At 49.5% G+C, this 22,973-nt stretch carries 22 protein-coding genes; 20 read left to right on the plus strand and 2 right to left on the minus strand.

Annotated elements, in window-relative coordinates:
- Window positions 1-2: 2 nt before the first annotated feature.
- On the minus strand, window positions 3-1,715 hold the full coding sequence (locus tag TRNA_RS30335; RefSeq protein WP_009328535.1) for an Rqc2 family fibronectin-binding protein: 1,713 nt from the start codon (window positions 1,713-1,715) through the stop codon (window positions 3-5).
- A 146-nt stretch (window positions 1,716-1,861) separates the two neighbouring features.
- Here TRNA_RS30335 and TRNA_RS30340 point away from each other — a divergent pair, with 146 nt between their 5' ends.
- From TRNA_RS30340 to spoVM, 17 genes are all read left to right on the plus strand, one after another.
- Entirely contained in the window at window positions 1,862-4,534 is a 2,673-nt protein-coding gene (locus TRNA_RS30340) for a calcium-translocating P-type ATPase, SERCA-type (RefSeq protein WP_003181653.1), read from the plus strand.
- Between the two features lie 110 nt (window positions 4,535-4,644).
- Window positions 4,645-5,520, plus strand: a complete 876-nt coding sequence (locus TRNA_RS30345) for a YicC/YloC family endoribonuclease (protein ID WP_003181655.1) — start codon at window positions 4,645-4,647, stop codon at window positions 5,518-5,520.
- A gap of 75 nt (window positions 5,521-5,595) precedes the next feature.
- Complete coding sequence (remA, locus tag TRNA_RS30350) at window positions 5,596-5,865, plus strand: extracellular matrix/biofilm regulator RemA (protein ID WP_003181657.1); 270 nt, start codon at window positions 5,596-5,598, stop codon at window positions 5,863-5,865.
- A gap of 7 nt (window positions 5,866-5,872) precedes the next feature.
- A complete protein-coding gene (gmk, locus tag TRNA_RS30355; protein WP_011197968.1) occupies window positions 5,873-6,487 on the plus strand; it encodes a guanylate kinase in 615 nt (204 codons plus the stop codon).
- A 2-nt stretch (window positions 6,488-6,489) separates the two neighbouring features.
- Window positions 6,490-6,690 (plus strand): DNA-directed RNA polymerase subunit omega, encoded by a 201-nt coding sequence (rpoZ, locus tag TRNA_RS30360; protein WP_003181661.1) that lies wholly within the window; start codon window positions 6,490-6,492, stop codon window positions 6,688-6,690.
- Window positions 6,691-6,771: 81 nt separating this feature from the next.
- On the plus strand, window positions 6,772-7,989 hold the full coding sequence (gene coaBC, locus TRNA_RS30365) for a bifunctional phosphopantothenoylcysteine decarboxylase/phosphopantothenate--cysteine ligase CoaBC (RefSeq protein WP_011197969.1): 1,218 nt from the start codon (window positions 6,772-6,774) through the stop codon (window positions 7,987-7,989).
- A complete protein-coding gene (gene priA / locus TRNA_RS30370; protein ID WP_011197970.1) occupies window positions 7,986-10,403 on the plus strand; it encodes a primosomal protein N' in 2,418 nt (805 codons plus the stop codon). Before coaBC ends, priA begins: the two co-directional genes overlap by 4 nt.
- Before the next feature lie 29 nt (window positions 10,404-10,432).
- Window positions 10,433-10,915 carry a peptide deformylase gene (gene def / locus TRNA_RS30375; protein ID WP_009328532.1) on the plus strand — a complete coding sequence of 161 codons (483 nt, stop codon included), beginning with the start codon at window positions 10,433-10,435 and terminating at the stop codon, window positions 10,913-10,915.
- A 4-nt stretch (window positions 10,916-10,919) separates the two neighbouring features.
- Window positions 10,920-11,870 carry a methionyl-tRNA formyltransferase gene (gene fmt / locus TRNA_RS30380; RefSeq protein WP_003181670.1) on the plus strand — a complete coding sequence of 317 codons (951 nt, stop codon included), beginning with the start codon at window positions 10,920-10,922 and terminating at the stop codon, window positions 11,868-11,870.
- On the plus strand, window positions 11,860-13,206 hold the full coding sequence (rsmB, locus tag TRNA_RS30385) for a 16S rRNA (cytosine(967)-C(5))-methyltransferase RsmB (protein ID WP_003181671.1): 1,347 nt from the start codon (window positions 11,860-11,862) through the stop codon (window positions 13,204-13,206). Before fmt ends, rsmB begins: the two co-directional genes overlap by 11 nt.
- The gene (rlmN, locus tag TRNA_RS30390) at window positions 13,206-14,291 is read left to right on the plus strand and encodes a 23S rRNA (adenine(2503)-C(2))-methyltransferase RlmN (protein ID WP_003181673.1); all 1,086 of its coding nucleotides are present in this window, start codon (window positions 13,206-13,208) and stop codon (window positions 14,289-14,291) included. The genes rsmB and rlmN overlap by 1 nt, the downstream gene beginning before the upstream one ends.
- Window positions 14,292-14,298: 7 nt before the next feature.
- Window positions 14,299-15,063 (plus strand): Stp1/IreP family PP2C-type Ser/Thr phosphatase, encoded by a 765-nt coding sequence (locus TRNA_RS30395; RefSeq protein WP_003181675.1) that lies wholly within the window; start codon window positions 14,299-14,301, stop codon window positions 15,061-15,063.
- Window positions 15,057-17,030, plus strand: coding sequence for a Stk1 family PASTA domain-containing Ser/Thr kinase (gene pknB / locus TRNA_RS30400; protein ID WP_003181678.1), 1,974 nt, complete (start codon window positions 15,057-15,059; stop codon window positions 17,028-17,030). Before TRNA_RS30395 ends, pknB begins: the two co-directional genes overlap by 7 nt.
- A 12-nt stretch (window positions 17,031-17,042) precedes the next feature.
- On the plus strand, window positions 17,043-17,927 hold the full coding sequence (gene rsgA, locus TRNA_RS30405) for a ribosome small subunit-dependent GTPase A (protein ID WP_003181680.1): 885 nt from the start codon (window positions 17,043-17,045) through the stop codon (window positions 17,925-17,927).
- 3 nt (window positions 17,928-17,930) lie between these two features.
- Window positions 17,931-18,587: a ribulose-phosphate 3-epimerase gene (gene rpe / locus TRNA_RS30410; RefSeq protein ID WP_003181681.1), complete on the plus strand. Its 657-nt coding sequence runs from the start codon at window positions 17,931-17,933 to the stop codon at window positions 18,585-18,587.
- A 75-nt stretch (window positions 18,588-18,662) separates the two neighbouring features.
- The gene (locus TRNA_RS30415; protein WP_003181683.1) at window positions 18,663-19,307 is read left to right on the plus strand and encodes a thiamine diphosphokinase; all 645 of its coding nucleotides are present in this window, start codon (window positions 18,663-18,665) and stop codon (window positions 19,305-19,307) included.
- Between the two features lie 85 nt (window positions 19,308-19,392).
- Window positions 19,393-19,473 carry a stage V sporulation protein SpoVM gene (gene spoVM / locus TRNA_RS30420; RefSeq protein WP_003221545.1) on the plus strand — a complete coding sequence of 27 codons (81 nt, stop codon included), beginning with the start codon at window positions 19,393-19,395 and terminating at the stop codon, window positions 19,471-19,473.
- Between the two features lie 118 nt (window positions 19,474-19,591).
- Here spoVM and rpmB read toward each other — a convergent pair whose 3' ends face one another.
- Entirely contained in the window at window positions 19,592-19,780 is a 189-nt protein-coding gene (rpmB, locus tag TRNA_RS30425; RefSeq protein WP_003181685.1) for a 50S ribosomal protein L28, read from the minus strand.
- 287 nt (window positions 19,781-20,067) lie between these two features.
- On the opposite strand from rpmB, the gene TRNA_RS30430 reads away from it, so the two are divergent.
- The 3 genes from TRNA_RS30430 to sdaAB all read left to right on the plus strand — a co-directional run bounded on the left by TRNA_RS30430 (window position 20,068) and on the right by sdaAB (window position 22,962).
- Entirely contained in the window at window positions 20,068-20,430 is a 363-nt protein-coding gene (locus tag TRNA_RS30430) for an Asp23/Gls24 family envelope stress response protein (RefSeq protein ID WP_003181687.1), read from the plus strand.
- 17 nt (window positions 20,431-20,447) lie between these two features.
- Complete coding sequence (locus TRNA_RS30435; protein WP_011197971.1) at window positions 20,448-22,118, plus strand: DAK2 domain-containing protein; 1,671 nt, start codon at window positions 20,448-20,450, stop codon at window positions 22,116-22,118.
- 181 nt (window positions 22,119-22,299) lie between these two features.
- Window positions 22,300-22,962, plus strand: a complete 663-nt coding sequence (sdaAB, locus tag TRNA_RS30440) for an L-serine ammonia-lyase, iron-sulfur-dependent subunit beta (RefSeq protein WP_003181691.1) — start codon at window positions 22,300-22,302, stop codon at window positions 22,960-22,962.
- Window positions 22,963-22,973 lie beyond the last annotated feature (11 nt).

Below are 22,973 nucleotides of genomic sequence, written 5' to 3' on the forward strand. Positions count from 1 at the left end.
TATTATTTTTTCAGCTTGATGATCAAGTCTTCATCAGGTGTTACAAAAACGGTTTGCTGGCTGTCGTAGGTGACAAACCCCGGTTTTGCGCCATTCGGTTTTTTGACGTGGCGTATTTTTGTATAGTCGACGGGAACCGAAGCGGAGTTTTTCGCTTTGCTGTAATATGCAGCGATCTGCGCCGCTTCCAGAATGGTTTGCTCGTCCGGATCGGTCGATTGAATGACGACGTGCGACCCCGGAATATCTTTTGTGTGAAGCCAGATGTGGTCGCGGGCGGCAAGCTTCATCGTTAAATATTCGTTCTGCTTGTTGTTTTTGCCGACGAGAATCGTTTCTCCTGAGCTGGACTCATATGCTTCGAGCGTCGGCGCCTGTTTTTTCTGTTTCTTCTGGCCCCCTTGCTGCTTGGCCCGCAAGTATTTTCCTTCGGCGAGCTCTTCGCGAATTTCGGTTATATCTTTCGGTGAGGCAGATGAAAGCTGCTGAATCAGCTGGTCGAAATAAGCGATTTCCTCTTCTGCCAATTTGATCTGCTCCTTCACGACTTCTACCGAATTTTTCGCTTTTTGATATTTTGTAAAATAGCTTTGTGCATTTTCAGAAGGCGTTTTATTAGGATTGAGCGGAATCGTGATTTCTCCGCCGTTTTCATCATAGTAGTTGATGACCTTCGCCTCTTTGTCCCCTTTTTTCAGCTGGTACAGGTTCGCTGTCAACAGCTCTCCGTACAGCTGATAGTCTTGCGCGTGTTCGGACTGCTCAAGCGTTTTTTTCAGCTTTTTGATTTTATTTTCGTTCTTTTTCTTTTCGTTTGCCGCGAAACGCTCTAAATCGTGAGCCTGCTGTTTGACGCGGTCACGCTCCGCTTTTCCGAAATAGTAGCGGTCAAGAAGTTCGCTCAGCGTATGAAAGGGCCTGTTGTCTCCTTTTATATGGGTCAGCTCAAGAAGGTAAAAATATTCTTTTCCGTCTTCTGTGGTGACAAGCTGGGGCTGAAAACGCCGGCTTTTGATTTCGCTGAACATCTCCGTCAAGACGTTTGGCAGTGTCGCCCTGTTGGCTAGACCCGCGCGAAAGACGGCTTCCTTCGCAAACAGAGGCGAGACGCCGGAGAAGGTATCGACGATCTGCCTGTCAAGTTTGCCTTCCTGGAAATTCAGATGGCGGAGAATATCTTCAGTCTCCGCTTCAAGCGGAGACAATTTGTTCTGCGCGGGAGGGAGAATGTAATCGTATCCCGGGAGCACGGTGCGGTAGCTGTTCATCGCAGGTGACAGATGCTTCAAACTGTCGATGATGACGTCTTTTTCTCCGTCTGTTAACACGATGTTGCTGTGCCTGCCCATGATTTCGACCATCAGCTTTCTTGTCAGCGTGTCGCCGATTTCGTTCCGGCTCCTGATATGAAAGACCATCATTCTGTCCATGCCGATTTGCTCGACTTGGTCGATAAAGCCGCCTTCCAGATGTTTGCGGAGGAGCATGCAGAACATCGGAGGGGTGCTCGGGTTGTCGTAGGTTTCGTTTGTCAGGTGTACCCGCGCATAACTCGGATGGGCGGAGAGCAGCAATTTGCGGTTCTTCCCGTTTGCCCTGATATGAAACACTAGCTCGTGCTTAAACGGCTGGTGGATTTTTGCGATCCGTCCGCCTCGAATCGCCTCATTTAATTCCTCGATCATTCCGTATGTAAAAATGCCGTCAAAAGACATATGAAAAACTCCCTTTTCTCGTTAATCCTCTTCGTAAAACGTCCATTCAATAATTATAGCATGATTTGGGACGAGTCTGAATAAATTGACTTATAGAGATGGATACACCAAAAGCAACCTTTAGGGCAGGAGGAGTGGACGATTCAATGAAATGGCACGAGATGGGACAAACCGAATTGTTAAATATAACAAAAACGTCCATCGACAAAGGTCTAACAGAAAAAGAGGCCGGAAAGCGGCTGGAAAGACACGGAACAAACGAACTTCAGGAAGGGGAAAAAACATCGGCGGTCGCATTGTTTTTTTCTCAATTCAAAGATTTCATGGTTCTTGTTTTGCTTGCGGCCACGTTGATTTCGGGTTTCCTCGGCGAATACATTGACGCCATCGCGATCATCGCGATCATCTTTGTTAACGGCATTCTCGGATTCTTTCAGGAGAGGCGGGCGGAAAGGTCGCTCGAGGCTTTGAAAGAACTGTCAGCTCCTCAAGTGGCTGTGCTCCGGGAGGGGAATTGGGTGAAAATTCCTTCCAAAGAGCTTGTCCCGGGAGATGTTGTCCGTTTTGCAAGCGGAGACAGAATCGGCGCCGATCTCAGACTTGTCGAGACAAAGAGCCTTGAAATAGAAGAATCGGCCCTTACAGGTGAATCGCTCCCCGTGTCCAAACAGGCAGATGCTTTTCAGGCGTCAGATGTATCGCTGGGCGATCTGAAGAATATGGCTTTCATGGGAACGCTTGTCACAAGGGGGAGCGGAATCGGCGTCGTCATCGGTACGGGTATGAACTCTGCGATGGGGAAAATCGCCGATATGCTTGAATCTGCCGGGAATACGGCGACCCCGCTGCAAAGAAGGCTTGAAGAGCTCGGCAAAATTTTGATTGTCGCCGCTTTGTTCCTGACACTGCTTGTCGTTGCTGCCGGCGTCATTCAGGGGCATGATTTATACAGCATGTTTTTAGCGGGAGTTTCCCTTGCCGTCGCTGCCATACCTGAAGGGCTGCCTGCCATTGTCACGGTCGCTCTGTCTCTCGGCGTGCAGCGGATGATCAGGCAAAAGTCGATCGTCAGGAAGCTGCCCGCGGTTGAGACGCTCGGCTGCGCGTCCATTATTTGCTCCGATAAAACCGGGACGATGACGCAGAACAAAATGACGGTCACCCATGTCTGGTCAGGCGGGAAGATATGGAACGTGTCAGGGATCGGCTATGAGCCTGAAGGCTCTTTCAGCATGAACGGGCGCGATGTGCAAGCAAAGCATCATAAACCGCTCCAGCAGGTACTATTGTTCGGCGCATTATGCAATTCATCTTCGATTATCGAAAAAGACGGGGAGTTTCGTCTTGATGGCGATCCCACCGAAGGGGCTTTGCTGACGGCGGCTCGAAAAGCAGGCTTTACGGACAAATATGTTGATGAACATTTTAAAATCATCGAGGAGTTTCCGTTTGATTCAACGCGGAAAATGATGTCTGTCATTGTGGAAGACAAGAGCGGCAAGCGCTTTGTCATTACAAAGGGCGCGCCGGATGTATTGATGAAGCGTTCGTCGCATACGCTGACAGAAGAAAAGCGAGAAATCTTCACAAAGGAAAGGCTCGCTGAAACAAGCGCGGCGCTGGAAACTCTTGCGTCACAGGCGCTGAGAACGATTGCCGTCGCGTATAAACCGATCAAAGATACAGAAAATCCCCCGCTCGAAAAAGCGGAGTCAGGCTTAACTTTCATCGGGCTGTTAGGGATGATCGATCCGCCGCGGCCCGAAGTGAAAACAGCGATTAAAGAATGCCGGGAAGCGGGGATCAAAACGGTCATGATCACCGGGGACCATGTGATAACGGCGACGGCGATTGCAAAAGATCTCGGATTGCTGCCTCCGCGCGGAAAGGTCATGGACGGCCAGATGCTGAACGAACTCTCGCAGGAAGAATTGGCGGAAATTGTTGACGATGTTTACGTATTTGCAAGGGTGTCGCCCGAACATAAGCTGAAGATCGTGACCGCCTACCAGGAAAACGGCCACATCGTCGCCATGACGGGAGACGGAGTCAATGATGCCCCTGCGATTAAACAGGCGGATATCGGCATATCGATGGGGATTACGGGAACGGATGTCGCCAAGGAGGCGTCCTCACTCATCCTTGTCGATGATAATTTTGCAACGATTAAATCGGCCATCAAGGAAGGACGCAATATCTATGAAAATATTAGAAAGTTCATCAGATACTTGCTCGCATCCAATGTCGGCGAAATTTTGGTCATGCTGTTTGCAATGCTGCTCGCTCTGCCGCTGCCGCTTGTCCCGATACAGATTCTGTGGGTCAACCTTGTAACGGACGGCCTGCCTGCCATGGCGCTCGGCATGGATCAGCCTGAGGACGATGTGATGCAGAGAAAGCCGCGGAGTCCGAAAGAAGGCGTGTTTGCAAGGGGGCTCGGCTGGAAGGTCGTATCGCGCGGATTCTTAATCGGAATCGCGACACTCGGGGCGTTTATGTTCATTTATAACCGCAATCCAGAAGCGCTTGAGTATGCACAGACGGTTGCATTTGCAACGCTCGTCCTTGCGCAGCTGATCCACGTGTTCGACTGCCGAAGCGAGCGGTCCATCTTTGACCGCAATCCGTTTGAAAACATTTATTTGCTCGGTGCAGTGCTGTCTTCGATTCTTTTGATGCTTGTCGTTATTTATTATCCGCCGCTGCAGCCGATTTTTCATACGGTTCCGATTTTAATGGCAGACTGGCTCCTGATTGTCGGAATGTCGGCGATTCCAACTTTTTTACTGGCCGGGTCACTTTTGACAAGAAAAAAATAGGCTTGTATGATATAATCTTAAAGGTAATAGAGGTTTCTATTGCCTTTTCATCTTGCGTAAATTTAAATCAAAGAAAGTCTTTTTCACTTATACGGAATTGGGTGTGTTTTATGATACGGAGTATGACCGGTTTCGGCAGCGCGAGCAAAACGAAGGATGGGCTGACAGCAGCTGTTGAGCTGAAATCTGTCAACTATCGGTTTAAAGAAGTAAACGCCCGCATGCCAAGACCTTTGCTCTATTTAGAAGACAAAATAAAGCAAACGATTTTTAAACATATACAAAGGGGGCGGCTGGAGCTGTTTGTTTCCGTTGACGACGAGGCTCTGGTCACCCGGAAAATCCAGGTTGACTGGCCGCTGCTTGAAGAGTACCAGAAAGCCGCGCGCGAAATGAAAGACCGCTGCGGGCTTTCTGGAGACATCACGCTTCAAGACGCCTTTCAGTTTGAGCATGTCATCCAAGTTGAAGAAGAGCCAATCCAAAATGACAAGCTTGAAGAGGTTCTTCTGGAAGCGGTCGAGGCTGCCGTTCTAGAATTGTGCAGCATGCGCGAAGCGGAAGGGCTGAGGCTGAAGGACGACTGCCTTCAGCATATTGAAAGGCTTGAAAAGCTGACAGACGACATCGCAGAGCTTGCTCCCAAGGTCGTCGACCACTATCGGGAACGCCTTGAGGCGCGGCTTGAAGAATGGTCAACAGACGGTCTCGATGAAAGCCGCCTGCTGACGGAAGTCGCACTGTTTGCAGACCGTTCGGATATCACGGAAGAAGTGACGAGGCTGAAAAGCCATTTCCGCCAGTTCCGCGATATTTGCAAAGCGGGAGGAGCCGCGGGGAGAAAGCTCGATTTCCTCGTCCAGGAGCTCAACCGTGAAGCGAACACGATCGGTTCAAAAGCGAATGATCACCAGATCACAAAACATGTGGTCGAAATGAAAAGCTCTATTGAAAAAATAAAAGAACAAGTGCAAAATATAGAATAGCGATTGTGCGTATTGTTTACGGATGTTCTCTGCAGGTTAAACTAGAGACGTCCAAGTACAGGGGGAACGTATAGGATGACGATTAAACTGATCAATATCGGCTTTGGAAATATCATATCCGCGAATCGGCTGATCTCGATTGTGAGTCCTGAGTCCGCGCCTATTAAGCGGATGATCCAGGATGCCAGAGACCGCGGCATGCTTATAGATGCTACATATGGAAGAAGAACCCGTGCGGTTGTCATTATGGACAGTGACCATATCATCTTATCTGCCGTCCAGCCTGAGACAGTAGCACAAAGGCTTTCCGTTAAAGAAGAAATTATGGATGAAGGGCAGGGATAAGAGCTTTATGAAAGAAAGAGGTTTGTTAATCGTTCTCTCCGGCCCTTCCGGCGTCGGAAAAGGAACAGTCAGGCAGGCGCTGTTTGCTCAGGAGGACACAAAATTTGAATATTCGATTTCGGTGACGACAAGAAAACCGCGTCAAGGCGAAAGAGACGGCGTCGACTACTTTTTTAAGACGCGCGAAGAGTTCGAAGAGATGATCGAGAACAACAAGCTGCTCGAATGGGCCGAATATGTCGGCAACTATTACGGAACACCCGTTGACTACGTCGAACAGACGCTTGAAAGCGGAAGGGACGTTTTTCTTGAAATCGAAGTCCAGGGTGCGCTGCAAGTCAGAAAGGCATTTCCTGAAGGCTTGTTTATCTTTTTGGCGCCTCCGAGCCTCGCCGAATTGAAAAACCGGATTGTCACAAGAGGGACAGAAACAGAAGCCACGATCGAAAACCGGATGAAAGCGGCGAAGGAAGAAATCGAACTGATGGACGCCTATGACTATGTTGTCGAAAATGACAGCATTGAGCTTGCGTGCGAAAGAATCAAAGCAATCGTTCTCGCCGAACATTTACGGCGCGACCGAGTTGCTCCAAGATATAAGAAAATGCTGGAGGTTGAATAAATATGCTAGATCCGTCAATTGACTCTTTAATGAACAAACTGGATTCAAAATACACGCTCGTTACCGTATCCGCACGGCGCGCCCGCGAAATGCAGATGAACAAAGACGCGCAGATCGAAAATCCGAAGTCGCATAAATTTGTAGGCAAAGCATTGGAAGAAATTGATGCCGGACTGCTTACATTCGAAAAGGAAAATCGCTAATAGCCTTAAAAATAGCAACCTATACACTAGGTTGTTATTTTTTTCAGGGCTGGCGAACAGAACATAAGGGGGAGAAATACGATGCTGAAAAATCGCAACATCCTGCTGGGAGTAAGCGGAGGAATCGCGGTATACAAAGCGGCCGCCTTAACGAGCAAGCTCGTGCAGGCAGGAGCCAATGTGAAAGTCATCATGACAAAATCCGCCTGTGAATTTGTGTCTCCGCTCACCTTTCAGGCGCTTTCGCGCAATGAAGTATATACCAATACGTTCGAAGAACCGAATCCCCGTGTCATCGCCCATATCGATGCCGCAGATTGGGCGGATCTCGTGATCGTTGCTCCGGCTACGGCCAATGTGATCGGAAAACTCGCCTCAGGCATCGCTGACGACATGCTGACGACGACGCTTTTGGCGACGACAGCGCCGGTGTGGATCGCTCCGGCGATGAACGTTCATATGTACGACCACCCGGCCGTTCAGCGGAACATCAGCGTTCTTTACAAAGACGGCTACCGGTTTATCGAACCGAGTGAAGGCTACCTTGCGTGCGGCTATATCGGCAAAGGCAGACTGGAAGAGCCTGAGCGGATCGTCCAGTTGGCAGAGTCGTATTTTTCAAGCGAAAAAAGCGGTTTGCTTGAAGGAAAGCGCGTCGTAATTACAGCGGGGCCGACAAGAGAACAAGTCGATCCCGTCCGCTTTTTCTCCAACCGTTCGACAGGGAAAATGGGCTATGCTTTCGCTGAGGAAGCGGCACGAATGGGAGCGCACGTGACGCTGATTGCAGGCCCGACATCGCTTGATGATCCCGCAGGGGTCGACGTGATTCATGTTCAGTCCGCAGAAGATATGTATCAAGCGGCTCTGTCTGTTTTCGATGAGAGCGACATCGTCATTAAAACAGCAGCTGTCGCTGATTACAGGCCAAAACATGTCCACGATCAAAAAATGAAGAAAAAGGACGGCGGCCTCGTCATTGAGCTTGAACGGACGAAGGATATTTTAAAAGCGCTGGGAGAGCGGAAAACAAAGCAAATCTTGGTCGGCTTTGCAGCCGAAACGCAGCACGTCGAAGACTATGCCAAACAAAAGCTGGAGACGAAAAATCTCGATATGATTGTCGCTAACAATATCACGGCTGAAGGCGCCGGTTTTGGAACGGAAACCAACATCGTGACGGTGTTTCATCGAGACTGCAAAAAGACGGCGCATCCTCTAATGTCAAAGCGGGAGGTTGCCGCCGCAGTCTTGAAGGAAGCCGCTGAGCTTGCCGGACGGAGCGGGACGTCTTCATGAACTTCGCTGAAGTGATCGTCGATGTTACAACGAAAAATATCGACAGACCGTTTGATTACCGCATCCCCGACAAATTCAAAGGTATGATTAAAAAAGGGATGCGCGTGATCGTTCCGTTCGGCGCCCGCAAAATCCAGGGATTTGTCACCAGCGTGAAAGAATCGTCGGAGCTTGCCGGCCGTTCGGTTAAGGATATCGAGGATATCCTTGATCTGGCGCCCGTTTTGACGGAGGAGCTGCTTGAGCTGTCAGACTGGCTGACAGAAAAAACACTTTCTTTTAAAATTACGGCTTTGCAGGCGATGCTCCCCGCGGCTATGAAAGCAAAATACGGCAAAGAAATCAAGGTGATCGGCGATAAACCGCTTCCCGAACCGCTAAAAACCTTGTTCTCGCAAAAAGAGACGCTTTCTTATTCCGATATAAATGACCACGGAACATTAAAGCTGATTCAGCGCCAGGTTCAAGAAGGCAATCTTGAAGTGGCGTATAAAGTAAAGCAGAAAACAAACAAAAAAATGCGGAGAATGATCGCCCCCCTTTGCGCGAAAGAACATTTAAAAGAAGCGCTTGCCGGCCTCTCTCCGCAAGCTGTCAAACAAAAAGCGATCCTTCAGTTTTTCATCGACCGCAAAGAGGGCGGCGCTGTTCCGGCAAAGGATCTGATCGACAAAACGGGGGGCTCTTCCGCGTCCTTGAAAGCGCTCATCGACAAGGGGCTGTTAAAGGAAAGCGAAGAGGAGGTTTACAGGGATCCTTATCAGGACAGAATGTTCAAAAAAACCGAACCGCTTCCGCTGACTGAAGAGCAGGCGCAGGCCTACGAGGCGATAGCGGATGCAATCGAAGAAAAGCGGCACGATGTGTTTCTTCTTCACGGAGTGACCGGAAGCGGAAAAACGGAAGTCTATCTGCAATCGATCGAAAAGGTGCTGGAAGCCGGCAAAGAAGCGATCGTTCTCGTTCCGGAAATTTCCCTGACGCCGCAGATGGTCAACCGCTTTAAAGGGCGCTTTGGCTCGCAGGTAGCCGTACTGCACAGCGGGCTTTCAACAGGAGAAAAATATGATGAATGGCGGAAAATCCACCGCAAAGAAGTCCGGCTTGTCGTCGGGGCGCGCTCGGCGATTTTCGCGCCGTTTGAAAATCTCGGCATGATTATAATTGATGAAGAGCACGAAACATCGTACAAGCAGGAGGAGATGCCGAGATACCATGCGAAAGAAGCGGCGATTCAAAGGGCCAAATACCACCGGTGTCCGGTCGTGCTCGGCAGTGCGACGCCGACGCTCGAATCGTTCGCGAGGGCGAAAAAAGGCGTGTACAAGCTTCTTTCTCTCAAGCACCGCGTCAATCACCAAGTCATGCCCGACGTGTCTCTCGTCGATATGAGAGAGGAACTGCGCAGCGGAAACCGCTCGATGTTTTCCAAAGACTTAATGGCCGGGCTTGAGGAAACTCTTGAAAAAGGAGAGCAGGCCGTTCTGTTTTTAAACAAAAGAGGCTATTCCTCATTTGTCATGTGCAGGGACTGCGGATATGTCATCCAGTGTCCTCATTGTGAAATTTCATTGACGTACCACAGGTATGGACAGCGTCTGAAGTGCCATTACTGCGGCTATGAAACCGGCATGCCGTCAAGCTGCCCCGAATGCGGAAGCGAGCATATCCGCTACTTTGGTACAGGCACACAGCGGGTCGAAGAAGAATTGACGAAGGTTCTGCCGGCTGCAAGGGTGATCCGCATGGATGTCGATACAACCTCAAGAAAGGGAGCGCATGAAAAGCTGCTCACATCCTTTGGCAGAGGCGAAGCCGATATCCTGCTTGGAACGCAGATGATCGCCAAAGGGCTCGATTTCGAAAACGTCACGCTCGTCGGTGTCTTGAGCGCGGATACGATGCTTCACATCCCCGATTTCAGAGCCGCTGAAAAAACGTTCCAGCTGATGACGCAGGTGAGCGGAAGAGCGGGGCGCCACGAAAAGCCGGGCAAGGTGATCATTCAGACGTACACACCGTCCCATTACAGCATTCAGCTCACAAAAACGCATGATTATGAAACATTCTTCCGGCAGGAGATGCTGCACAGAAGGGAACAGGCCTATCCTCCATATTATTATTTGGCGCTGGTCAGCGTATCGCACGAGGAAGTGACGAAGGCGGCACTCGTGACTGAAAAAATCGCCACCTATTTAAAAAAGAACATTTCAAGCGAGGCGAAGATTCTCGGCCCTGTCGCATCTCCGATCGCCAGGATCAAAGATAGATATCGCTATCAATGCGTGATAAAATACAAACAGGAAAACCAGCTTACATCGTTGCTTAAAAACATTATGGATCATTACAAACGAGACATTGAACAAAAGCAATTGGCGATTTCGATCGACATGAATCCATATATGATGATGTAAAAATAACAGTGTGATGGAGGGCTTTTAGATTGGCAGTAAAACCGATCGTAACGTATCCGGCGGAGGTTCTTGAGACCCCTGCCGAACCCGTTGCGTCTTTTGATAAATCATTAAAGAAACTACTCGACAATATGTATGATACGATGCTTGAGCTGGACGGAGTCGGACTGGCCGCTCCGCAAATCGGCGTTTCAAAAAGAGCGGCAGTCGTCGATATCGGCGATGACACGGGAAGAATTGAACTGGTCAACCCGGAGGTCATCGAAGAGAGCGGTGAACAAACGGGTCCTGAAGGCTGTTTGAGCTTTCCTGATCTATACGGTGAAGTGAAGCGTTCCGATTATGTAAAGGTCAAGGCGTTCGACCGCCGCGGGAAACCGTTTACGATTGAAGCTGAGGGCTTTTTGGCGCGTGCGCTGCTGCACGAAATCGACCATTTGGACGGTATTTTATTCACATCAAAAGTAACGCGCTATTATGATGCGGAAGAACTTGAGGAAATGGAAGGATGATTGGATGACAAGGATCGTTTTTATGGGAACGCCGGATTTTTCCGTCCCGGTGCTCGGCACATTGATTGATGACGGCTATGAGGTAGTGGGTGTCGTCACCCAGCCTGACCGCCCGAAAGGCAGAAAAAAGGTGATGACTCCGCCGCCTGTCAAGGAGGAAGCGCTGCGCCGCGGCATTCCCGTGCTCCAGCCTGAGAAAGTGAGGGAAGAAGCGGAAACGGACAAGATTTTGGCGCTTGAACCCGATTTAATCGTAACGGCGGCATTCGGACAGATCCTGCCGAAAAAGCTCCTCGATTATCCGAAATACGGCTGTATCAATGTCCATGCCTCTCTTCTGCCGGAGCTGCGCGGAGGAGCCCCGATCCATTACGCCATTCTGGAAGGCAAAGAGAAAACAGGCGTGACGATCATGTACATGGTCGAAAAATTGGATGCAGGCGATATGCTCGCCAAGGTTGAAGTTGACATCGAAGAAACAGATAATGTCGGCACGCTCCACGATAAGCTGAGCAAGGCCGGAGCTGCGCTTCTTTCCGAAACGGTTCCGAGAATCATTGACGGTTCGGTAACCCCGGAAAAACAGGATGAACAGAAAGCGACATACGCGCCGAACATTAAACGCGAGCAGGAACTGATCGACTGGTCTAAGCCCGGCGAAGTCCTGTACAACCAAGTCAGAGGCTTGAATCCTTGGCCTGTCGCATACACGGTCTTAAACGGCCAGACGCTGAAAGTATGGGCCGCGAAAAAATGCCAAGCCTTAAAACAGGCAGAGCCGGGGGAGATCGTCACCGTTGAAAAAGACGGCATTGTCGTCGCAACCGGAAATGACACCGCGTTAAAATTAACGGAAGTGCAGCCTGCCGGCAAAAAAAGAATGAAGGCTGAAGATTTTGTCAGGGGAGCGGGTCTTCAAGCCGGAATGAAATTGGGTCATGACGATGAAAAATAATGTGAGAGAAGTCGCGCTTGATGCACTGATTAAGCTTGACCAGAATCAGGCATACAGCAATCTTTTGCTTCAGTCTGCCATGAAAGCGAACGATTTAAGCGACAAAGACAGAGGCCTTTTGACAGAACTCGTTTACGGCACCCTTCAGAATAAGCTGGCGCTTGATTATATGCTGAAGCCGTTTATTAAAAAGCCGGAAAAGGTGAAAGACTGGGTCATCCATCTGTTGAGAATGTCGCTGTATCAGATGGAATACCTGGAGAAAATCCCTGACCGGGCCGCTCTTTTTGAAGCCGTTGAAATCGCTAAAAGACGCGGGCATAAAGGAATATCTTCATTTGTTAACGGTGTTCTGCGCTCCGTTCAGAGGGAAGGAGTGCCTTCCTTTGCGGATATTGCCGATCCGATTGAACGCCTTGCGGTTGAGACAAGCCATCCGGAGTGGCTTGTCAGAGAATGGACGGATGCCTACGGGTTCGAAGCGGCAGAACAAATCTGCCGGATTCATATGATCCCGCCGAAGCAGACGATCCGCGTCAACAGGCTGAAAAACGACCGGGATACGCTTCTTTCCCGTCTGAATGAAGCGGGGATTGAGGCGGAAGAAGGCGACTTGTCCAAAGACGCTGTCAAACTGCTGAAAGGAACGATTGCGTCCACTCCTTTTTTCAAAGAAGGCGAAGTCACCATACAAGATGAAAGCTCAATGCTAGTAGCGAGAGCCCTTGGACCTGAGCGGGGAGAAACAGTGCTGGATGCATGCGCAGCTCCGGGAGGAAAATCCACTCATATCGGCGAACTGCTCGAAGATACGGGAAAGGTCGTCTCCCTGGACCTTCATCAGCATAAAGTAAAGCTGATCAAAGAAGCGGCAGGCCGGATTGGACTTTCCAACATTGAAGCAAGAGCGCTGGATGCCAGAAAAGCCGGAGAAGTCTTCGAACCGGAACAGTTCGACCGGATCCTCGTCGATGCCCCGTGTTCGGGATTCGGCGTCATCCGCAGAAAACCGGATCTCAAATACAGCAAAACGCCCGAAGACAGCGCGCGTCTCGCCGGGATTCAGCTTGCGATTTTAAACGAAATCGCACCTTTATTGAAAACAGGCGGGACATTGGTTTACAGCACATGCACAATGGACCCGACCGAAAATGAACAAGTCATGCATGCTTTTTTGGAAGAACACGACGAATTTGAAGCGGACCCCACCCTCGCCGAGCGGCTGCCCGAAAAAGCGGCGCCGTATGTCAAGGATGGAAGCATTCAAATCCTTCCCCACTACTTTGGAACGGACGGCTTCTTTATTTGCAGCATGAGAAAGAAGGGATCACAATAATGGAATCGAAACAAAAAGTAAGAAAAGAATTGCGGACAGAAAGACCGTCCATCTATTCTTTTGAAATAGAAGAACTGAAAAGCTGGCTATCGGAAAACGGCGAGAAGCCATTCCGCGCCGCGCAAATATTCGAATGGCTATACGAAAAGAGAGTCACGTCATTTGAAAAGATGACAAACCTTTCAAAAGAGCTGCGGACAAAGCTGAATGAGCATTTCGTATTAACGACGCTGAAAACGGCCGTCAAACAGACTTCCCAAGATGGAACAATGAAGTTTTTATTCGAGCTTCATGACGGCTACACGATCGAGACCGTATTAATGCGGCACGAATATGGCAATTCTGTTTGTGTAACGACACAGGTGGGCTGCCGGATCGGCTGTACGTTCTGCGCATCGACCCTCGGCGGCTTAAAGCGGAACCTGGAAGCCGGAGAGATCGTCGCACAGGTTGTCAAAGTGCAGCAGGCGCTTGATGAAACAGATGAACGCGTCAGCTCAATCGTCATTATGGGAATCGGCGAGCCGTTCGATAATTTTCAGGAAATGCTTGCGTTCTTGAAAATCGTCAACCATGATAAAGGACTGAATATCGGAGCGCGCCATATCACCGTATCAACGAGCGGGATCATTCCGAAAATCTACGAGTTTGCAGACGAAAAGCTGCAGATCAACTTTGCGATTTCTCTGCACGCGCCGAACACTGAGATCAGAAGCCGGCTGATGCCGATCAACAGAGCCTACAAGCTGCCCGATCTGATGAAAGCGGTCGATTACTACATTAAGAAAACCGGCAGAAGGGTTACGTTTGAATACGGGCTTTTCGGCGGTGTCAACGATCAGGTTGAACACGCGGAAGAGCTGGCTGAATTGCTAAAAGGAATCAAATGCCACGTCAACTTGATTCCGGTCAACTATGTACCTGAACGAGACTATGTCAGAACACCGAAAGAACAGATTTTCGCCTTTGAAAAAACATTAAAGTCTCATGGAGTAAATGTCACGATCAGAAGAGAGCAAGGCCATGATATTGACGCTGCCTGCGGACAGCTTCGTGCAAAGGAGCGCCAGGAAGAGACGAGGTGAATCAAGGTTGAAAACAGCCTTAAAAACGGACAGGGGAAAAATACGCCAGCACAATGAAGACGATGCCGGCATTTTCACAGAAAAAAACGGACTGGTATTAGCTGTTGTCTGCGATGGAATGGGAGGTCATCTGGCCGGCGATGTCGCCAGCAGGATGGCCGTCTCAGCCCTTCGTGATATTTGGGAGGAAACCGAAGAAGTCCCGGCTTCGCCGGCTGAAAGCGAAGCGTGGCTGAAAGAGCAGATTTCAGCCGTCAACCAAAAACTTTTCGACCATTCGAGGGCCCACGAAGAGTGCCAGGGAATGGGGACAACGGTCGTCTGCGCTTTATACACGGGAAAAACGCTGACGGTCGCCCATATCGGAGACAGCCGCTGCTATCTCCTGCAAGGCGGAAGTTTCATACAGCTGACGGAAGATCACTCGCTTGTCAATGAACTCGTGCGGACTGGGGGGATTTCGAAGGAGGATGCTGAACACCATCCGCGGAAAAACGTGCTCACAAAAGCGCTCGGCACAGATCCCGAAGTGAAGGTAGAAGCCCACACATTTGAAATCGAACCGGGTGATCAAGTGCTATTATGTTCTGACGGGCTGACGAATAAAGTGGATGATGAGACACTGAAGGATATGCTCACGACTCTTTCTTCTGCGGAGGAGAAAGCGGATCAGCTCGTTCAGCTGGCCAATGACAACGGCGGCGAAGACAATATCACCGTCGCGCTATTGGAACTTCCTTCTCAAATTGAAGAAGGTGAAGACAAGTGTTAATCGGCAGACGGATCAGCGGACGTTACGAAATCCTGCGCGCCATCGGCGGCGGGGGGATGGCGAACGTTTATTTAGCGCTGGACATCATCCTCGACCGTGAAGTCGCGATTAAAGTGCTGCGGTTTGACTTCGTTCACGATGCCGATTTTATCAGGCGGTTCAGACGGGAAGCGCAGTCCGCTGCAAGCCTCGACCACCCGAATATCGTCAGCATTTATGATGTCGGAGAAGAAGATGACATCTATTATATCGTGATGGAGTATGTCGAGGGGATGACCCTGAAAGAATACATAAATCGAACAGGCCCACTTCATCCGAAAGAAGCGGTCCAAATCATGGAGCAGATCGTATCCGCCATCGCACATGCCCATGATAACCAGATTGTCCACCGGGATATTAAGCCCCACAACATTTTGATCGACCATATGGGCCACATTAAAGTGACTGATTTCGGCATCGCCATGGCGCTCAGCTCGACGACCATCACGCACACCAACTCGGTTTTGGGCTCTGTCCATTATTTGTCGCCCGAACAGGCGAGAGGCGGATTATCGACGAAAAAATCCGATATCTACTCGCTCGGCATCGTGCTTTTCGAGCTGCTGACGGCGCGTATGCCGTTTGAAGGAGAATCGGCGGTCAGCATCGCGCTGAAACATCTCCAATCAGAAACGCCGTCGGTGAAAAGATGGAACCCGGCCGTGCCGCAAAGCATAGAAAACGTCGTCCTGAAAGCGATGGCAAAAGATCCATTCCATCGCTATGAAGCGGCCGAAGAGATGGAAAACGATTTGAAAACGGCTTTCGACCCGGACCGGCTCAACGAAAAGCGCTTCACGATTCCATCCGATGATGAGATGACGAAAGCAGTTCCGATCATCAAGAATCTGCCGGAAAACGGGAGCAGCTCGCAATCCGGCGGCGGAGAAGAGGAAGCGGCTCCATTATCAAAAAAAGAAAAGAAGAAGCAGGCAAAAGCAAACAAGAAGAAAAAAAGAAAGAAATGGCCGCTTATATTGCTGACGGTGTTTTTCGTTCTGGCTGCGTCAGCCGTCTTGGCTTTAACGGTGTTTCCGTCGCTCTTTATTCCGAAAGATGTGGCCGTTCCCGATGTTGCCGGCCTTGAATATGAAGAAGCCGTCATCAAGCTTGAAGACGAAGGATTTGAAGTTGATCCGAATGCTGAAGACATTGCCGACGATAAAATTGAAGAAGGGCTGATCGTGAAGACGGACCCTGCAGCCGGCGATATCGTGAAGGAAGGTTCAACTGTCAAGCTATATAAAAGCTCAGGCAAAGAGAAAACTGAAGTCGATGATGTGGTCGGCCAGAAAGTCGATGCCGCCAAGAAGCTTCTTGAGCAAAAAGGCTTTAAAAACATCAAGACAGAAGAAGTGCACGATGAAGAAGAAGCGGGAACCATCATCGAACAGGACCCTGCAGCCGGAACCGAAATCGTTGCCGCCGACGACGAGGTCAAATTAACGGTCAGCCTCGGTCCGGAAGCCATTACTTTAAGGGATTTAAAAACATACAGCAAACAGGCGGCTTCGGGCTATTTGGACGACCATCAGCTTGTCCTTGTCGAAAAGGAGGCGCATTCTGAAGACGTGCCGGAAGGTCAGGTCATTAAACAAAAGCCGGAGGCGGGGGCATCAGTCAAGCCGGGAGACAAAGTCGAGGTCACGTTTTCGCTCGGACCTAAACAAAAGCCCGTCAAAACGGTGACCGAGAAAATTGATATTCCTTATGAACCGGGAGCGGCGGGCGAAGAACAAAACGTCCAAATTTCGATCGATGATGAAGAACACAGCATTTCTGACGTCTACGAAAATTTCAAAATCACAGCGCCGGCAGAGCGGACGATCAAATTCAGGATTGCGCCCGGCCAAAAAGGGTATTATCAAGTAACGATCAACGATAAAGTAGTCAGGTCAAAAACGATTGAATATCCTGAGGATGAATAAGGGAGGTGCGATATGCCTGAGGGCAAAATCATTAAAGCATTAAGTGGATTTTACTATGTATTGGATGGCGATCAGGTCATTCAGTGCAGAGGAAGAGGGGTTTTCAGAAAAAATAAAGTAACCCCTCTCGTCGGCGACGATGTTGTCTACCAAGCCGATAACGATAAGGAAGGCTACATTCTCGAGATTAAAGACAGATTCAATGAATTGGTCAGACCTCCGATCAGCAACGTGGATCAGGCGGTTCTCGTGTTTTCGGCAAAGGAGCCGACATTCAGCACGTCGCTTTTGGATCGTTTTTTAGTGCTGGTTGAGGCGGGTGATATTAGGCCGATCATATGCATCACGAAAATGGACCTTGTGGATGATGACGCGCTGAAAGAGCAGATTCATCAATATGCCGAAGACTACCGGAACATCGGGTACAGCGTCTATTTGACATCAATGAAAAGCGGAAGAGGCATCGAAGACATCATCCCCCATTTTCAGGATAAAATCACCGTATTCGCCGGCCAGTCCGGCGTGGGCAAGTCTTCGCTTTTAAATGCGATCAGCCCTGACCTTGAACTGAAAACCGCCGGGATTTCCGCCCACTTGGGAAGGGGAAAACATACGACGCGCCATGTGGAGCTGATCGATATAAACGGCGGGCTCGTCGCGGACACCCCGGGCTTCAGCTCGCTTGAGTTTGCCGGTATTGAAGCTGAAGATTTAGGGCAGACATTTTTGGAAATCGGCGAAAAGAGCGCCGAATGCAAGTTCCGCGGATGCCTGCATATAAAAGAACCGAACTGCGCCGTCAAACGCGCCGTGGAAAACGGTGAAATCGCCCAGTATCGCTACAACCATTATGTTGAATTTTTAACAGAGATCAAAGATAGAAAGCCGAGGTATTAAGATATGGTATATGTTGCTCCTTCTATTCTTTCAGCCGATTTTGCCCGTCTAGGGGAGGAAATTCGAGATGTTGAACAAGGCGGCGCCGATTTCATCCACATCGATGTGATGGACGGCCATTTCGTTCCCAACCTGACCATCGGGCCGCTTGTAGTGGAAGCCGTCCGCCCGATCACTGAGCTTCCGCTCGACGTTCATTTAATGATCGAAGCGCCTGACCGCTATATACCTGCTTTTGCAAAAGCGGGCGCCGATATTTTGTCCGTCCATGTTGAAGCATGCCCGCACCTTCACAGGACGATCCAGCTCATCAAAGAGCAAGGGGTCAAAGCGGGAGTCGTCTTGAATCCGCATACCCCTGTGCAGCAGATCGAGCATGTGCTTGAAGACCTTGATCTCGTATTATTGATGACGGTGAATCCGGGCTTCGGCGGACAGTCGTTTATTTCCTCGGTCCTGCCGAAAATCAGGCAGGTCAAGGAGATGGCTGAGCAAAAAGGACTTGCCGATCTGCTGATTGAAGTGGACGGTGGCGTCAACAAAAATACGGCAAGACAGTGTATTGAAGCGGGAGCGAACCTGCTTGTCGCAGGATCTGCCGTTTATAACGAAAAAGACCGCAAAAAAGCCATTTCCGATATAAAAGGTGCGCTTGGGTAAGGTTTCCTGATGAAAGAGAGCCGGCTTTCTGCAGCTGCGCTCTTTTTTTAGGGCGTTCACAGAAAGGATAATGCGATGAAAACGATCAATATTGTAGCGGGAGGCCCCGATCATCTTATTCCCGACTTGCTGCAGTATCAGGCCGGGGATGCGCTTTGGGTCGGGGTTGACAGAGGCGCTGTCACCCTTTTGGATGCGGGGATCGTGCCTGATGAAGCATTCGGGGATTTTGACAGCATCACAGACGAGCAAAAAAAAGCGATTGAAAAGGCCGCTCCCCGCCTCCATATTTATCAGGCGGAAAAAGATCAGACGGATTTGGACCTTGCGTTGAGCTGGGCTGTCGGACAGCGTCCTTCATTTATTAGAATGTTCGGCATTTCGGGAGGCAGAGCAGACCATTTTCTCGGGAATCTGCACCTTCTTTATACCGCGATGAAGCAAAACGTCAAGACCGTCATGATCGACCGCCAAAATACGATCAGCATGCATCCCCCAGGCTCCTATACCGTCATGCATGATCAAACAAAACCGTATATTTCATTCCTGCCGTTTGCGGAGACGGTAAAAAACCTTTCTCTCGAAGGATTTAAGTATTCTTTAAATAAGTGTCATATTGCTCTCGGTTCGACACTATGTATTAGTAACGAACTCATCCATTCACAAGGTGCTTTTTCGTTTTCAGAAGGCATATTAATAATGATAAGAAGCACTGATTAAATATCCTGGCGCTTCCGCTCGCTTTGTGTTTGGGATCCGATGTTGAAGGTGGATGCGGTTGCGGACTCTTTGAGGAGGGAAGGGAATGAAATTTTACACCATCAAATTACCGAAGTTTTTAGGGGGAATCGTCCGGGCGATGCTTGGCTCGTTTCGCAAAGACTAAGAAGCGCCGGGTGCGCTTTTTTTGCGGAGCGGGTCAAAGGGCTGTCCCCGGATGGCAAAAGAACGAAAAAACGCCTGCCTAAAGCGTACAGTCGCTCTTGGCAGGCGTTTATTTTTTCTTATACACGCTCAACTTTTCCAGATTTCAAAGCTCGAGCAGATACATATACTTTTTTAGGCTTGCCGTTCACAAGGATGCGCACTTTTTGAACGTTAGCGCCCCATGTGCGTTTAGAAGCGTTCATCGCGTGAGAACGAGAGTTGCCAGAACGTGATTTTCTGCCTGTAATAACGCATTTACGTGCCATTTGTTTCCCTCCTAACTATCAAAAAAAACATCATCATTCTTTATCAGTTGATCACCTGTGATGCTTCAGATACTTTAATAATTTACCACAGCTGAAAACCGTTTGCAACTATTGATTGCTCTGCTTTCAAGAAAAATTCCTTGACATCTTGAAAAAATGAACGCGCTGTAGTATAAGTAGGGTTAGGTTTGGAGAGAAGCCTGCCTGTTCTTTTAAAAAGAAGGTCCTTATAGTAGAATGATTTATAACCAGAGGTCAAAAGCGAGACTCGAAAAGGAGGAACCAACGTGTCCATTGAATTCCGAACAAAATACGGACAGATTGATATATCAAACGAAGTGGTCGCCATGGTTGCAGGAGGCGCAGCGATCGACTGCTACGGGATCGTAGGTATGGCATCCAAGAACCAAATTAAAGACGGACTGACTGAAATCCTCAGAAAAGAAAACTTTGCAAGAGGCGTCATCGTCCGCCAGGAAGAGGATCGTATTCATATTGACATGTACATCATTGTCAGCTACGGAACAAAAATTTCAGAAGTGGCACATAATGTTCAAACAAAAGTCAAATATACGCTCGACCATACAGTGGGTCTTGCAGTGGATTCCGTAAATATTTACGTTCAAGGAGTACGAGTGACGAACCCGTAGTTAGGAGGAAAACAAGAGTGTCTATACGAAATCTGGATGGAAAAGCTTTTGCAGATATGATTCTGTACGGCGCACACCATCTGTCTCAAAACGCAAATGTAGTTGATGCGTTAAACGTATTTCCGGTTCCGGACGGAGATACGGGAACGAACATGAATCTGTCGATGACATCCGGTGCGAAAGAAGTGGAGCAAATCGACACCGCCAATATCGGCAAAGTGGCACAAAGCCTGTCAAGGGGGCTTCTGATGGGGGCGCGGGGAAACTCGGGCGTCATTTTATCCCAGCTGTTCAGAGGCTTTGGCAAATCGATTGAACAGAAATCGGAAATTAACGCGAAAGAATTTGCCGCCGCGTTCCAGGCCGGAGTGGACACCGCCTACAAGGCCGTCATGAAACCGGTCGAAGGCACGATCTTGACGGTTGCCAAAGATGCCGCAAAAAAAGCAGTGCTCGCCGCTCAAACTGAAACCAATATCATCAAGGTGATGGAAGCTGTCGTAAATGAAGCGGAGGCTTCTTTGGAGCGGACGCCTGAGCTGCTTCCGGTTTTAAAGGAAGTCGGTGTCGTCGACAGCGGCGGAAAAGGGCTTCTTTACGTGTATGAAGGGTTTCTCGCTTCTTTAAAGGGAGAAAAGCTTTCTGATAAAGCGGCAGCTCTTCCGTCATTGGATGACCTTGTCAGCGCCGAGCACCATAAAAACGCTCAAAGCCACATGAATACTGAAGACATCGAATTCGGCTACTGCACGGAGTTTATGGTAAAGCTCGACAGCGGTAAAAGAAACTTTAATGAAGTTGCGTTCCGCCAGGATTTAAGCCGCTTCGGTGATTCGCTTCTCGTCGTCTCAGACGAAAATATCGCCAAGGTGCACATCCATGCCGAATATCCAGGGGAAGTCATGACTTACGCGCAAAAATACGGCAGCTTAATCAACATGAAAATCGAAAATATGAGAGAACAGCACAGCGCGATTCTCAGCCAGAACAAACAGGAGACAGCACCGGCAGAAAAAGCGCCGGCAGATAAACAGCCGTACGGCATCGTCACAGTGGCCATGGGTGAAGGGATTGCCGAGCTTTTCGAAAGCATCGGCGCCACAAAGGTCATAGAAGGCGGCCAGACGATGAATCCGAGCACGGAAGACATCGTTCAGGCGATAAAAGACGCCAATGCGGACACGGTCGTGATTCTGCCGAATAATTCAAACATTGTCATGGCGGCGAACCAGGCCGCGGATGTTGCCGGACAACATGTAATTGTCATCCCGACGAAGACCGTTCCTCAAGGAATGGCCGCACTGCTCGCATTCAACCCGGCCCTTTCAGCGGACGAGAATGAAGCCGCTATGCTCGGTGCGATCGGCGAGGTGAAAAGCGGACAGATCACCTATGCGGTCAGAGACACAAACATTGACGGCATCGATATTAAAAAAGGCGATTTTATGGGCATATTAAACGGGAAAATCGTTGAGACGGCGTCAGACCAGTTAACAGCAGCGAAAAAGCTGATCGCAGGCATGATCGATGAAGACAGCGAAATCGTCACCGTGATCAAAGGGGAAGACGCCCCGGAAGAAGAGGCCGAAGAACTCGCAGCCTACATCAGCGAGACGTACGAAGACGTCGAAGTAGAAGTGCACGACGGAAAACAGCCGCTGTATTCCTACATTCTGGCTGTCGAATAACGAATCAAAGGCAGAAGGGCATGTTGATAAAAGCCCTTCTCTTCTTTTGGCTTTTTTTAAAGCCTCAGCCCGCAACGGACGTTGTCTGCTTGCCAATTGGGAAATGATCGATTAGTCTAAAAAAAAACGGCTTTTTTTCCTCCGTACAGCGGGGGAATCTGTTTGTAAAAGGGGGATAAGGATGAAGTACAGAAGTGTGTTTGATATTATCGGGCCCGTCATGATCGGACCGTCAAGTTCTCATACGGCCGGCGCGGCCAGAATCGGCAGAGTCGCCAGAAGCGTGTTTGGGAGGGAGCCGAAACAAATTATTGTATCGCTCTACGGTTCTTTTGCCGAAACGTATAAAGGACATGGAACAGATGTTGCGATCATCGGCGGCCTTTTGGATTTTGATACATTTGATGAAAGAATCAAAGATTCGATCCGTCTAGCCGAAGAAAAGGGAATCGCCATCGAGTTCCGGGAAGAAGAAGCGGTACCGAAGCATCCCAATACAGCCCGCATCCTCATCTCTGATGATGAAGGCTCCCTTGAACTCGCAGGCATCTCAATCGGCGGAGGGAAAATCGAGATCATTGAGCTGAACGGCTTCGAACTCAGATTATCGGGTAATCACCCCGCTATTTTAGTCGTCCATAACGACCGCTACGGAACGATTGCAGGCGTAGCCAATGTGCTTGCGAAGTTCGCAATCAACATCGGCCATATGGAAGTTGCCCGCAAAGACGTCGGCCAGGAAGCGCTCATGACGATTGAGGTCGATCAAACGATTGATCCGGCTGTTTTTGATGAATTGAGAGCGCTGCCGAACATCATTGAGGTGACCCAGATCGCTGACTAAAAAGGAGGGTG

The organism is Bacillus licheniformis DSM 13 = ATCC 14580, from assembly GCF_000011645.1.
GTDB lineage: Bacteria > Bacillota > Bacilli > Bacillales > Bacillaceae > Bacillus > Bacillus licheniformis.